Source organism: Runella salmonicolor, assembly GCF_024158025.1.
GTDB lineage: Bacteria > Bacteroidota > Bacteroidia > Cytophagales > Spirosomataceae > Runella > Runella salmonicolor.
Map to the genome: position 1 here is coordinate 1 of NZ_JAMZEL010000005.1, position 14,067 is coordinate 14,067.

At 47.5% G+C, this 14,067-nt stretch carries 7 protein-coding genes and 1 tRNA gene; 1 reads left to right on the forward strand and 7 read right to left on the reverse strand.

What is annotated here, in order from left to right; all coding sequences use genetic code 11:
* Positions 1-180: 180 nt before the first annotated feature.
* The 3 genes from NCI00_RS13445 to NCI00_RS13455 form a co-directional block, all read right to left on the reverse strand.
* Positions 181-262: transfer RNA gene (locus tag NCI00_RS13445), tRNA-Leu, on the reverse strand.
* 151 nt (positions 263-413) lie between these two features.
* On the reverse strand, positions 414-1,811 hold the full coding sequence (locus tag NCI00_RS13450) for an MBL fold metallo-hydrolase RNA specificity domain-containing protein (RefSeq protein ID WP_253528368.1): 1,398 nt from the start codon (positions 1,809-1,811) through the stop codon (positions 414-416).
* Between the two features lie 105 nt (positions 1,812-1,916).
* Complete coding sequence (locus tag NCI00_RS13455; protein WP_374758841.1) at positions 1,917-4,706, reverse strand: DUF1553 domain-containing protein; 2,790 nt, start codon at positions 4,704-4,706, stop codon at positions 1,917-1,919.
* A 117-nt stretch (positions 4,707-4,823) separates the two neighbouring features.
* Here NCI00_RS13455 and NCI00_RS13460 point away from each other — a divergent pair, with 117 nt between their 5' ends.
* Entirely contained in the window at positions 4,824-5,651 is an 828-nt protein-coding gene (locus NCI00_RS13460; RefSeq protein ID WP_253528374.1) for an alpha/beta hydrolase, read from the forward strand.
* A gap of 67 nt (positions 5,652-5,718) precedes the next feature.
* On the opposite strand, the gene NCI00_RS13465 is transcribed toward NCI00_RS13460, so the two are convergent.
* The 4 genes from NCI00_RS13465 to NCI00_RS13480 form a co-directional block, all read right to left on the reverse strand.
* Complete coding sequence (locus NCI00_RS13465; protein WP_166556692.1) at positions 5,719-6,051, reverse strand: hypothetical protein; 333 nt, start codon at positions 6,049-6,051, stop codon at positions 5,719-5,721.
* Positions 6,052-6,225: 174 nt separating this feature from the next.
* A complete protein-coding gene (locus tag NCI00_RS13470; protein ID WP_253528377.1) occupies positions 6,226-8,676 on the reverse strand; it encodes a penicillin acylase family protein in 2,451 nt (816 codons plus the stop codon).
* Between the two features lie 222 nt (positions 8,677-8,898).
* Positions 8,899-10,146 (reverse strand): DEAD/DEAH box helicase, encoded by a 1,248-nt coding sequence (locus NCI00_RS13475; protein WP_166556690.1) that lies wholly within the window; start codon positions 10,144-10,146, stop codon positions 8,899-8,901.
* A gap of 79 nt (positions 10,147-10,225) precedes the next feature.
* Positions 10,226-14,056, reverse strand: a complete 3,831-nt coding sequence (locus NCI00_RS13480) for a PVC-type heme-binding CxxCH protein (protein WP_253528380.1) — start codon at positions 14,054-14,056, stop codon at positions 10,226-10,228.
* Positions 14,057-14,067 lie beyond the last annotated feature (11 nt).

A 14,067-nucleotide genomic window follows, 5' to 3' on the forward strand; every position in this document is an offset into this window, starting at 1 on the left:
AACGCCAAAATCAAAGCGTTCAGAAGTCAGTTCAGAGGGGTAAGAAACGTAGAATTCTTCCTGTATCGGCTAACTCAGATATATGCTTAATCTAAGTTACTCCACAACTTTTGGTTTTGATCCGAACTAGCTAGCACTTTGTCTAAAAACAAAAAAACTCTGCAAATGCAGAGTTTCTCGTGACGAAGGCGAGACTCGAACTCGCATGCCGTGAGGCACACGCACCTGAAACGTGCGTGTCTACCAATTCCACCACTTCGCCGGTTGTTTTGATGTTGCAAAGTAAGCGCTACTTCCTCATTTTCGCAACTTTCAGAGAGTGTTTTTTAGTAAAATCTACAATCGTAGGGGCAGGCCTTTGCATCTGCCCAGTATAAGGCTTGGTAGACGCAAGCGGCCGCCGATGCGGTTATTTAAAGAAAGAAACCTTCGCCCTGCGCGGGAATTTCAACATTTCGGAATCCTTCGGCTTCGAGTCGTTCCTTGAATACTACTTGATTTTCGTATTCGCCATGAACCAAAAACACCGTTTTCACCCGCGTGGGGTCTTGGCATTTCAAGAACTGAATGAGCTCGGTATAGTCAGCATGGGCTGAGAATGAATCCATTACCTCCACTCGTGCCCGTACTTGGAAAGTTTCTCCAAATATTTTCACTTCTGGTTGGCCACGTTTGAGCGCGGCCCCGAGGCTATCAGGCGAGCAATAACCTACCAGTAAAATAGTGCTGTCGGGGTCAAGAATATTATTTTTAATGTGGTGCTTGATACGCCCCGCTTCGGCCATACCCGAGGCTGAAATAATCACGCAAGGCTCTTTGAGGTTGTTTATAGCTTTAGATTGTTCGACATCCGATATGTAGTATAAATTAGGAAAATTGAATGCGTCGCCGTCCTTTTCGATGTATTCTACAATATCGGGGTTAAAATATTCGTCGTGCTTTCGCATGATAGAGGTCGCTTTTATGGCCAACGGACTATCAATAAACACTTTGAGGCGTGGCAGTAATCCTTCATTTTCAAGTTGGTCAAGCGCATAAATTAGCTCCTGCGTACGGTCAACGGCAAAAGCAGGAATGATAAGCTTGCCCCCGCGCGTCACGCAGGTATCGCGCACAATGCGCAGCAAATGCGCTTTCATGTCGGGCTCGGGCTCATGGACCCGGTTGCCGTAGGTAGATTCACAAATAATCACCTGTGCCTGTGGAAAGGGCTCAGGGCTGCGCAAAATTTTATCATTCGGACGGCCCACATCGCCCGAAAAAGTTACTTGCTTTTCAACACCTTGATCTTTAATGGTCAAATGTACCGCCGCACTGCCTAAGATGTGACCCGTATCGGTAAATCTAACTTTTACTTCATCACGGTTCAGCCAAAAATCTTCGTGGTATCCGACCGTCACAAATAACTCAAGCGTTTGGCGCACATCGTTTTCGTCGTACAGTAACTCCAGTACAGCATCCCCTTTACGGCGGCGACGCTCGTTGATGCGTTCGAGGTCTTTTTGTTGAATAAACGCACTGTCGAGCAGCATAATATTACACAAGTCGGCCGTCGGTGGGGTACAGTAAATAGGCCCACGGTATCCCTGACGGACCAAACGAGGCAATAAACCCGCGTGATCAATGTGGGCGTGAGAAAGAATAACAAAATCAATATCTTTGGCGCTAAACCCAAGGTTTTGGTTGAGATCTTGGGTATTGATACCCTGAAAAAGTCCACAATCAAGCAAGATTTTCGTTCCCTGTTCGGTCGTAATCAAGTGCTTAGTGCCCGTTACACGGCGTGCTGCACCATAGAAGTTTATTTTCATCTGTTTTCGGAATCGTTTATCTTCCAAGTATACTAAAAATTTACAAAGAATACTTTGAGGACTGAAACTAAGAAGCAGGAAACATGAAGTAAGAGCGCTAATCGTCTATTCTTTCGTCACTACTTCATCCAAATTGAGCATGGCGTTGGTGGTTACGGTCAGGGCGGCGAGTTCTGGTCTAGCATTGGGTTCGTTGGCTAGTAGTTTCTTTGCACCTTCGGGATTCTTGCGGTATTCGGCCAGTGATTTTTGATACAACTTCATCAGCACTTGTAAGCGTTTGGTCGAAATAGTACGGTACGTCAGGCGGCGATAAGCCTCCCGAATCTGCTGCTGAGGCTGCGAATATTGCGCCGCAATCGTTTCGGAAAAACAATGCGCCACTTCCAGATACACGGGGTCATTGAGCGTTACTAAGGCCTGCAAAGGCGTGTTGGTCCGTAAGCGTCGCACTTGACAAAACTCCCGACTCGGCGCGTCGAAAGTCACCATAGAAGGATAAGGTGCGGTGCGTTTCCAATAAATATACAACGCACGGCGGTAGCGATCTTCACCCGCGCTGAGTTGCCACTTGGCCCCATCGTAGGGCGACAGCCAGATATTATCGGGCTGCAAAGGCATTACGCTTTTTCCGTACATTTTTCGGGACAATAATCCACTTACGGCCAGCATTTGATCGCGCACCTGCTCGGCCGTCAGGCGGACCCGCGCCCCGCGCGACAGCCATTTATTGTAGGGGTCTTTTTCCAACTTTTCGGGTGTCACCGCCGAGCTTTGACGATAGGTAGCCGACAGCACGATTTTTTTCAACGCCTTCTTAATGCTCCACTGTTGCGTTTCCATAAGCTCTACCGAAAGCCAATCAAGCAATGCTTGATGCGTGGGGGCAATCCCCTGAGAACCAAAGTCTTCTACCGTTTCTACAATACCCGTTCCGAACAATTGTTCCCACAAACGATTTACGGCCACGCGGGCTGTCAGTGGGTGGTTGCGCGAGGTCATCCATTGGGCCAAACCCAAACGATTGGGCGATTTTTGTCGCAGTTGATCGTTTTCTGCGCCTTTTACTTTAAAAATATCCGGTACATCAGGCTGAACTTTAGCCCCTTTTACGGTCCAATTTCCGCGAATAAAGACGTGGGTTTGGCGCGCCAAGTCCCCGTGACCATCGTACATAATAGGTGTGTTTTCGACATTACCCGTCAGGATTTGGGCGTATTCTTTTTCAATTTCGGCAAATGCGGGCTGGTCACTTCCCGGTAACGCCTGCTGAAACGTCGCCCATTTAATCTGCACCCATTCTTTGGGTGTTTTGGGGCTTTTGAGCGTCCAGTAAAGCGTTCTTTTTCCAGCATCAGGCAATACTGGCAAAATCACAACGGTATCTCGCCCTGCGCCTCCCGTCTTGGGAACCGCCAACGATGCTACTATTTTGCCGCGCAAACTATCCTGATGAAGTTCTAACAACGCATTTTCGGCGTTGGTCCCAATGGCTATCAAAAGGCGACGTTTGCCCGTCAACGTCACATTTTGCCAACGCGCCGAACCGTTGTCTTGAATACCAAAATATTTGGCATCTAGCAACGACGCATTAACATGTTGGTCAAAATCGTGAGAGTTAACTTTAGGCTCCATGATGCGTACAAACTGCCGAAACTCAGCAAGATTCATTGCTTTCGTCCCATTTTTGGGGGCATTTTGTTGAATCCAGCTTTCAACTTTCGCAATCCTAAGCGAGTCTTCGCTCTTATAAAAACGCAGGGTGGGCGTTTCGCTGGTGACGTCTTCATCACGAGAATTATTGAAAAACGCCATGTATTTGTAATATTCTTCGTGCCTGAACGGGTCGTAAGGGTGGCTATGGCATTGCACACAACTGAAAGTCGTTCCCTGAAAAACATCCCAGGTGGTATTGACCCGGTCGATGACCGCCGCTACGCGAAACTCTTCGTCCTGCGTACCGCCTTCATCGTTGGTCATGGTGTTGCGGTGAAATCCCGTTGCAATGAGGTTATCGTCCGTCGCGTTGGGCAACAAATCCCCCGCCAACTGTTCCGTCACAAATCGGTCGTAGGGTTTGTCTTCGTTGTAGGCTTTGATAAGCCAATCGCGGTAGCGCCAGATGCTGCGCCCGGGGTCGCGCTCGTAGCCTTTGGTGTCGGCATAGCGCGCCAAATCCAACCATGTACCCGCCCAACGTTCTCCGTAAGCCGACGAAGCCAACAGCGAATCGACGAGCGTTTCGTAGGCTTTGGGCGATGTATCACGAAGAAATTGTTGTACCTGCGCATCCGTAGGTGGGAGCCCCGTCAAATCGAGACTTACTCGCCTAATGAGCGTGGCACGGTCGGCTTCGGGCGCAGGTTTAAGGCCTTGCTCTCGTAGTTTTTCAAGAACAAAATGGTCAATTTCATTTTTGGCCCAACGGGTTTCTTCGTCGTCAGTTAAGCCGATTCGCGCCAAAAAACTACCAATCTTGGGTACATCTGGGCGCTCGGTGCGGTTGTAAGCCCAGTGGTTTCCCCATTGAGCACCTTGGTCAATCCACTTTGTGAGTACCTCCACGTCTTCTTCCGTCAACGGCGGACCGTCTTTGGGCATTTTATCTTCGTGGCCTTCTGGCAATAAGATACGCCGCATCATTTCACTATCATCGGCATCACCCGCCACCACGGGTGGTTTGCCCGATTTAGCGGGTTGGTACATATCTTGTTCGAACAGAAAACTTACTCCTCCCGCCTTTTTGACACCTCCATGGCACGCCATGCAATGCTTGTTCAAAATGGGTTTCACTTCGTCGTTGAAATCCACCCGATGTTCAAACATTCCTAAAAACGAAAATGAGCTCAGCAATATCACTGCGACCACTCCCGTAAATATCCATTTTGGTTTTATTGCCATTTTAATCTGCACATTAAACTACCTTTCATAAAGGCAGAAAGTGGGTTTTTCTTACCCGTTTGGAGCGGCTGTTTTGGGTTTTTGTTTATCTTTCATCCAAAAACCTAAACCATGTCAGAAATTACCCAAAACCTCATTGCAAAAGATGGGCTTACGCTGTTTACACAGTCATGGCCCATCGAAACCCCTAAGGGCATCATTGCGCTCGTCCACGGTTTTGGAGAACACAGCGGCAGGTATGCGCACGTGGCCGAATTTTTCAACAAAAATGGGTATTCTGTTTACGCCCTTGATAACCGAGGTCATGGAAAATCGGAAGGTAAACGCGGGCACGCCCCCAAATACGACGCGTATTTAAATGACATTGAGACCTTTCTGGAGTTTGTCACCTATGAAAACTCTTCCGCACCATTGTTTCTTTACGGACATTCGATGGGCGGGAATTTGGTACTAAACTATGTATTACGCCGCAAGCCAGCCCTGAAAGGCCTGATTGTCAGTGGGCCGTGGATACAATTAGCGTTTGAGCCTAAACCCATTTTGATTACGTTGGGCAAACTAATGCGCTCGGTTTTTCCCAGCTTCAGTCAAGAGAGTGGCTTGGCTCAGGAGCATATTTCAAAAGATACAGCAGTAGTTGAAGCGTACAAAAATGACCCGTTGGTGCATGGTTTTATTACGGCATCGGCCAGTATTGGCATTTTGGAAGCGGCCGCTTTTCTCAACAGTTATTCGGATACCATGCCGGTTCCAACATTACTAATGCACGGCGCAGAAGATAAACTTACCTCACAGCCTGCAAGTGAGGCATTTGCGCATCGAGTAAGCGGTCCAATTACCTATAAAAAATGGGATGGAATGTACCACGAAATTCATAATGAACCCAGTAAGTTGGAAGTGTTTAACTACATCCTCGGGTGGATGGAAAGAAACGTTTGACACCCTTCTAAACCAATAAAAAAGCCCTGCCAAAAACAATTAGCAGGGCTTTTTTAGGTACTAACCGTTATGCCAGCGCTCGACGGCAGTAGTAACCTGCCATACCCGCAAAACCTGATACGATTCCGCCAATCAGCGTTGTAATCACTACCAGAACCAGCACATTGGGAATTTTAAAAATGTCGGCTACTTTTTGACCAATGAGTCCTTCATTGACAAAATGTTGATAAGAAGCGTAACCTAACCATAACGTTGCCGCTGCAAAAAAAGCAACTCCAAAAGCTTTTAAGGCAGCATCTGCTTTCCACAAGCATAACACAAAACACACGATAGGCATCAACCACCAAGGGCCAAAATATTGCGCAATGGCACTGAATAGAATGATAAGAACGTAAAGCATAACTTTGAGTTTAGGAGAATGAAAACGTACTGTAATCTATGAAGTACTTAGGAATTACGCAAAAATAGTTAGTTTATACTTATTTTAATAGCATAATTCCCTAGTTTTCAGCGGATTTTAACAAAATATGACCAACTATCTAATTTAACAACAATATCTATGGTATTAAACCGTTCATTTACTCAATTTTAGGGTCGAAATAATCTTAGGATGATTCTCTTCTTTTGACTTCAAATAAACCAGTTCATTCAGCTCTCCCTTGGCCCAGCGGTCAATCATATTGTCATACAAACGGCTTCCTGGGTTTCCAGACTGACCTCCCGGATACAGTCCGATGGCTTTAGGCCACGTTTTGTCCAATTGCACCACCATCCGCCACGACGGTCCATGACCTCCCTCGGTCGTGGCATTGACTATGTTTGCACCGCCACCGTTGATGACATCCATCCGTGAGAAAGACTTAAAAAGTGGCACAAGATGTTTAATATCAGTGCCTTTTGCCTTCCCCCACGCCCAAGATTCTTCATTGATACGTCCGTGTTTGTCAATGAGCGAATCTATCGTAGCCGCAAAGGTCGTGCGAACAATATCGGCGGCCGTTTCAGTCTTTTTAGGAGTTCTTTTATCATCAAACCATTTCGAATTTGGTTGCTTTTGAAGCAAGGCCCACGTGCGGTCACGGGTGGGAAGCATCATGGGAGCTTTTTTATCAGTTGACGGAAAATCATCATCCCATATTGCCAAACGCAGTTCTTTGACCCAACGCTCAAAAATCGTCGGCCCTAGCTCTTCGGGGTCGTTTCTTAGGTTCCAGTTCGCCAAAATCTGATACGCAGGATTGGCTTTTGAGCTTGAATCTTTTTCCAATATTTTGAGCAAATCGGGCAAAACCCGGCGAGCTTCTACGTTAAAATTATCGTTTTGGAGCAGGCGCAGACTGTCGATGGTGGCTTGGGTCATTTTTTCCAGACGCTCATTTATCCGAATTCCTCGCTCACCCGGCGCAAATTTCCACCCCAAATAATAGGGATAAGAAGGGTCAGCAGGAAATTGATTGGCCGAACTTACGTACCCACGCGCTGGATTTTTGACGTATGGATTTTGCTCCACGGGAATCCAATCACGCCAGTCGTGTGCAGGATTAGCCCCATCCAACACAAACTTGCCCTGCTCTTTCCACTTAAGCGGCAAATGTCCCGCCGAGGTAATCGCCACGTCATTTTGATTGCTTGCAAACACAACGTTGAACGCTGGTGAAGCCAAATAAGGCAAAATAGCCCGGTAATCATCGTAGTTTTTGGCGCGATTAATCATGTACAACGCTTTCAACGAATTCCCCACCGCCACGGGCCCAATCCACGTGAGGGCATGACCCACGGGCAAATCTCCCATAAACGGCGTTTGTCCGTCACTGTAAAGAATCGGCCCGTGATGGGTATACCGAACTGTATCTTGCACGGCTTTTGCCTCCCCTTTCACCCTAAATTCATTGACTTTCATGGTCACTGGTCGCCATTGCCCGTCGTGTTGGTATTCTTTCTGCGTTTTGTCTTTGAACTGAATTTGGTAAAAATCAAACACATCGGAGCCCACATTGGTCATTCCCCAGGCAATGTCTTTATTAAAACCAATCCCTATACCCGGCCAGCCAGGCACACACACACCATAGACATTGACGGTGGGCGACACGAGCTGCATCTGGTACCAGATAGAAGGAAGGGATAGACCCAAGTGCGGGTCATTGGAAAGCAAGGGCAATCCAGTTGCAGTGCGCGAACCATGCACAGCCCAGTTGTTGGACCCAATACCGGGGTTCTCTGATTCTATGTCTAGCCGGGCGGCTACGCTTGCTTTCAACATTTCGGGTACTTTGGGCACGGCCACAGGCGTAAAATCCCACTTAGTCCCTTTAGGAATGATGGGTGATTCTTCGATAGGATAATTGGGGAACAAATCTTTGACGACTTCTTTTCCGTGCGCAGCCAATGTATTTGACATACGATAATCATCGGAGCGGGCGTTCATGTCTTTGCGCATTAGCATCTCCACCAAGGCCGTTTTTAACGGCGACCATGCTTCGGGGCTATACCCCAAAATCTTGAACTCAATCGCTAAATCTTTGTATTCAACCTGCTCGATATACGCATTTATTCCCGCCGAATACGACTCCGCAACCAGTTTTGACTCAGGGTCTTTCATGAATACTTCGGCGAGTTTTGCGGCTCCTTCTGGTAATTGAAGACGGCGATTATAACGGTCAAAGTCAAGCGCTAAAGGCCCCATTACTTCACTCAATCGACCAGAAGTAACGCGGGTATAAAAATCCATTTGCCACAGGCGGTCACGCGCAATGATGTATCCTTGGGCAAAAAATAAATCCTCGTCGTTGTCGGCAAAAATATGGGGTACACCGTTGTCGTCGTATTTTACAATCACCTCGCCCTTTAGCCCTTGTAGTTTTAATTCAGAAGAGGATGCTTTTTGGGGCGCTTCGTCATTTTGCCAAAACCCAGTAAAAGGACTAAAAAAAGGCCCTAAAGCGGGAGCAGGACCTAATGGTTGATTGAGCAGGTACGTCAGTCCACCAGCTACCAGCAGACTCAACAACGCACGGATGTACTTCATTGATGAATAAAAAAAATAATTAATATGGATTTTTTAATAAAAAATTGACTTTTGGAACCGCAATTTAGAACAAAACTCGACGAACAACCCATACAGGATTAAAAAAATCGTAAACTAATTTTTAAAAAAGCGACAAAAAACAAAAAGCCTCAGAGAATGACAAAACCATTCACTCAGAGGCCCTTAATTCTATACTTATTAAAAAAAGTCTTTGCGTAGCTTCTATTTCTTTTTGCGTTTTTTCTTTTTCCGCCCTTCTTCCAATTCCTCTATTTCGCGCAAAAGCACCTGCAAGTTTCCAGAATTATCATTCGTAAAATCAATCATGCTGTCGTATTCGGCTTTGCTGATTTGGAGTACATCGATGGGCTTATCGAGATAAGTCTCAATTTCATCCAAAATGGGTTTTTCTTCCGGGCTGCAAAACGAAACAGCATGACCCTTGAGCGTACCACGCCCAGTGCGCCCTACCCGGTGGACGTAGTTTTCGGCTTGTTCGGGTAAGTCATAATTAATGACATAATCTACTCCCGTAATATCAATACCACGGGCACTGATGTCGGTGGCTATCAGCACTTTGGTTTTTCCGCTTTTAAAATCATTAAGTGCCGCCAATCGGTCTTTTTGGTCTTTATCTCCGTGCAGCGTCAGGCTCTTGATTTCCATGCGCTCCAACGCCTTAAATACCCGCTCGGCACGCACTTTGGTCCGAACAAAAACCATGATTTTACTTTCGGGATGCTCATTGATGATGCGTTCGAGAAAGAAGCGTTTATCGTCCATTTCCACATAAGCCACAAAATGTTCAATATTTTTGGCCACGGGGTCTTTGGGAGAAATCTGAATACGAATGGCCCCGCTGTTGATGAGCGAATAGGCTAATTTCTTGATTTTATCGTCAATGGTAGCCGAAAAAAACAAGGTCTGCCGCCGACGCGGTAGGTGACGAAGCAAATCGCGAATGTCTTTGATAAAACCCAAATCCAGCATGTGGTCGGCTTCGTCGAGAATCAGCACCTCAACCCGATCCAGCTTGAGGTGGCCCTGACTGACCAAGTCAAACAAGCGCCCAGGAGTTGCCACCACCACATCAACACCCTTGTTCAATTTGGCTATCTGGGGGTCCTGCGCCACGCCTCCAAATAAGCCCAAGGTTTCTACTAACGTAAAATGGCCAAGGCGGTTAAACACTTCGGTGATTTGCAAAGCCAACTCGTGCGTAGGCACCATCACAACGCATTTGACGCCGTCGGGGCGGCGATTGTTGCGTTTGCGCTCGTTGAGCAAATGAATGATGGGTATGGCAAACGCGGCCGTTTTTCCCGTACCCGTTTGGGCAATAGCCAACACATCTTCCCCTTTCAGAATGGAAGGAATCGCTTTAAACTGAATGTCGGTGGGGCGTTTGAACCCCAGATTCACTAAACTTTTCTTGATTTCGGGGGCAATGTGATACTCTTCAAACTTCATGCGCTTTGCTATTTATAAAACACAAAGGTACGAAGGAGATTGGTCTTTTTGTGCCAAGGCCGTTTTTGGGGCGTTTTGTTTATTTCTGTGCCTGTTTGTTGCCGCTCATGGTTCGCATGTATTTTACCAAATCCAGTACTTCCTGTTCGGCCAGTGCGTCAAACAATCCCACGGGCATCAGCGACGTGGGCATCACCTCCCGCGACTGAATCGACGATTTGTTGACTACCACCGCATCTTGGCCGACCACACGCATAGTCAACTGTCGCTCATTTTCTGAAATAACATTGCCAGAGTACGTGCGTCCATCGCGGGTGGTCACCACCACCAACTTATAATCTTCTTGGATTTCGCCACTGGGATTCAGCACGTTGAACAACAAATAATCCAGATTGGCACGGTTAGACCCCGTCAAGTCGGGGCCAATGTTTCCACCTTTGCCGTACATTTTATGACAACTTCCGCAGGTACGTTGAAAAACCACTTCACCCTTAACCGCATTGGCCGTGGCAACGGCTTTATCGGTAATCATTCGTTGGTATTTTGAATACGATTTTTCCAACGACGGCTCCTGTTCAATGGGCCCCCACACTTCAATAAATCCACTCCCCACTACCCGCAACAATTGTCGAGCGGCATAAGGCGGCACATCACGTTTAGGAATCGTCTGATTTTTAAGGGCCTGCGTTAATTGCCAACCATATTTAGGACGGGATGAAAGGGTCTGTATGGCCTGTTGTTTTTCGACAGCACTAAGGTCTTTATATTTAGAAATCAACAATTTAGCCAACGGCTCCTTGTCATAATCGGCAATAGCCCTAATCACATCCATCCGCAATTTAGGTTCATTCAACAAGTTGGGAATTTCATTTACCAGCTCCTCTCGTTTACGGGCTGCAATGGCTTGCAGTGCCTGTTGGCGCAGGAGTAAGGGCGCATTCTTATTTTTGAGCGTAATCATGGATTTTTGAGTAGCCTCAGTATCCCCAAAACGTTGGGCTATTTGGGTGGCAAGATTTGCTACTTCGCCTTTTTCTTGGCGCAGCTTAGCGTATACGGCGGCCCAATTCGCAGGTGCTTTTAAGTCAAATCGCCCTTCCAATCCATCCCGCATACCTTCCAGAATACTTACCTGATTTTTAGGTGATTTGCCCACCATCGCAATGACCGTTTCGGGGGCATTGGCATCTATCAACCGACGCGCCACGTATTTGGCAATCAGTGAAATCTGCGTTTGTGACGCCAATTCAAGGGCGCGATTGGGATTGGTTTTGACCAATGGCTCCAGGCCAAACCATATCATCTTGGGCAGGTTGTGGTCTTCGTTGTCTTCGCCGTGTTTGGCCAACTGCTCTACAATTTTCCACCCTGATTCAGTATCAATCCGCTGCATAGCTGAGGTCAAATAAAGCCGTACCACAGGCGACGCGTCTTCTTTCGCCATTTTTACAAACGCGGCTAAGGCTTCGGTCGAAGGTGTTTTGTCTTCGCATAACAGTTGAATTGCCCAAGCGCGAATGTATTCATCTCGGTCGGTCAAGGACTTCTGTAACTCTGCCGCCGTGATACTTCCCGTAATATGCAACGCCCACAGCGCCCGAAGTCGGTAATCGGGATTCGCATTTGTCTGAAAAATAGTTTGTAAATCAGCCAAGGCACTTTTGTCTAAACTTCCTTTGGTAGCCCGAGATTGAAGAATCACCCTGGCCCTTCTTGAATGCCAGTCGCTAGGGCTTGTTTGCAGCTCAACCAATTGTTTATCTGACAGTTTAGTCAAATCACCAAAGCGCCCATCCCAGTTTTTAGCCAATGATTCTTTGGGCATAATTCTAAAAATACGACCCGTTTCTCCGTTTATGACTTCTTTGCCGCAGATGTCGGCATCGTGCCAGTCGAGTACGTACAGCCCCCCGTCGGGGCCTACTTCCATGCTAAACCCTACCCATTGGGCGTTGTTGGCCATGAGCAATTCATCGCCGTGTTTGGCCACAAAACCCGAGCCTTTTTTCTCCAAAACATCCGACAAAACGGCGTGCTCGTGGATGTTGGCCATGAAAATTCGACCCTTATGCTCCTCAGGAAACGCATCCGATTGATACACCCGCGCACCGCCATGCGCCGAGCGGTGACTGTGGTCGGCAATCGTGCGAATATCGCTGTAGATATACGGATTAAAATGTTGTCCACCCTGCCGGTGATAAATTCCACCCAGAATGACATGCCACATGTGCGGAATCACACAGGCGCTGATAAACAACTGTCCTTTAGCATCATAATCAATTCCCCAAGGATTGCTAAAACCATGCGCCACCACTTCAAATTTATCTTTTGTTGGATGATAGCGCCACACACCACCGTTGATATCTACGCCTTCTCCCTGCAAAATATCTTCGGGAAATGGGTCTTTATGCTTGTAAATACGGCCTTTGCCTTCGGGTTTTCGCACTTTTGAAGGCGTCGCAAATCCTTGGCAGCCATACAACCAACCATCGGGGCCCCAATGTAAACTGTTGAGCGTTTCGTGGCGGTCGCGGATACCCCAGCCCGTAAGCCGCACTTCAATATTATCCATATCCGCCACGTCGTCGTGGTTGCGGTCGGGCACAAAAAGGAGGTTTGGCGGAGCCCCTAGATACAGTCCGTCAAAGCCAACGGCCATGGCGGCGGGAAAAGCAATTCCTTCCAAAAACACCTTTTTGGTATCGGCTACTCCATCATGATTGGTATCTTCCAGAATGAGAATTCGGCTGTTGCCCGCATTGGAAAATCCATGCCCGCGCGATTCATAGTCACGGTTTTCGGCCACCCACAGGCGACCTCGGTCATCCCAGCAAAAAGCCATCGGCTGCGTCATCATCGGCTCAGATGCCCACGTATTTACTTTAAAACCTTCTTTAAGGGTCATGTTGGCAATGGCTTCTTCGGGCGACAGAAACTTGGCATCGCGGCCTTCCTGCTGCGCTACTCCCCAGAGGGCGTAGGCCATATCCTGCCCACTAAATTCACTCCAAGTGCCCGACAATTTAACATCGTTGAACTCGCCCGTATAAATCACCAATTGATGCTTTATGACCTCCACTTTTCCCTTTTTAATTTGCCAGTCTCCCGTACGAGCCCGGGCAGGTCCAGCCCCCAATTGGCCGTCTACCCGCCAATATTGCGGAAAGCCTTTGTTTTCAGGATGGTCAAAAATGGCAATATGCGCCAAGTCACTGCGACCTTCTACCTGCATTCCAATATCAACCCAAGTGGCGCGTTGCCCTTCAGCTTTCTCATTTTTTTGACGAGCGGCGTTTATCACTTCGCCTTTGATTCCCTGTTTCCACGGCATTCTCACAAACAACCCGCCGTAGTCGTATTTCCCAATCGTTACATCGGTTTGGGCTTCACCCGCCCATTCAAGATTAAGAATATATTTCCCATCTTTCTCCGTCATGGTCCAAGTTTGGGTTTCGGTCAGTACCGCGTTGCCCTTTTCGTCGAGCAAATCGTACACCGTTTCCCACTTTACTTCTGGGCCCTTGCTTCTGATTACTTTGGCCGAAACCCGCCGCCAATAATCCCCCTCAGGATGGTGAAAATAATCACGCCCGTTCACGCGCGTATAGCCCCAATAAATACCCGTTTGGTGTTTGTGGTGCCCCGGACTATACTCGGTCAGAACACCCTTGCCATCGGGGGCCATGATGGGGTGCAGATAAGGACGAAAATCTGCCTTGGCATTTTGGGTCAAAATGGGTTCTTTTCCGTTGAGTCGAAACACTGAAATAGTCCCAGCTTTTTCATCCTGCACCAATCGCAGCTCCGTTTTTTTGGGCGGAGCTTTCACTATGTTGGGGGCTTGGGGCTTAAAAGCGAACCATCCTATACTGCACAGGGCTACCGAGAGAAAAAAATGAAAAGGTTTCATTCTGAAATAAA

Excerpts from the sequence above, each read along its gene's own strand:
- NCI00_RS13475 (WP_166556690.1), bottom strand. The coding sequence starts at position 10,146 with ATGAAGTTTGAAGAGTATCACATTGCCCCCGAAATCAAGAAAAGTTTA.
- NCI00_RS13465 (WP_166556692.1), bottom strand. The coding sequence starts at position 6,051 with ATGCTTTACGTTCTTATCATTCTATTCAGTGCCATTGCGCAATATTTT.
- NCI00_RS13480 (WP_253528380.1), bottom strand. The coding sequence starts at position 14,056 with ATGAAACCTTTTCATTTTTTTCTCTCGGTAGCCCTGTGCAGTATAGGA.
- NCI00_RS13460 (WP_253528374.1), top strand. The coding sequence starts at position 4,824 with ATGTCAGAAATTACCCAAAACCTCATTGCAAAAGATGGGCTTACGCTG.
- NCI00_RS13450 (WP_253528368.1), bottom strand. The coding sequence starts at position 1,811 with ATGAAAATAAACTTCTATGGTGCAGCACGCCGTGTAACGGGCACTAAG.
- NCI00_RS13470 (WP_253528377.1), bottom strand. The coding sequence starts at position 8,676 with ATGAAGTACATCCGTGCGTTGTTGAGTCTGCTGGTAGCTGGTGGACTG.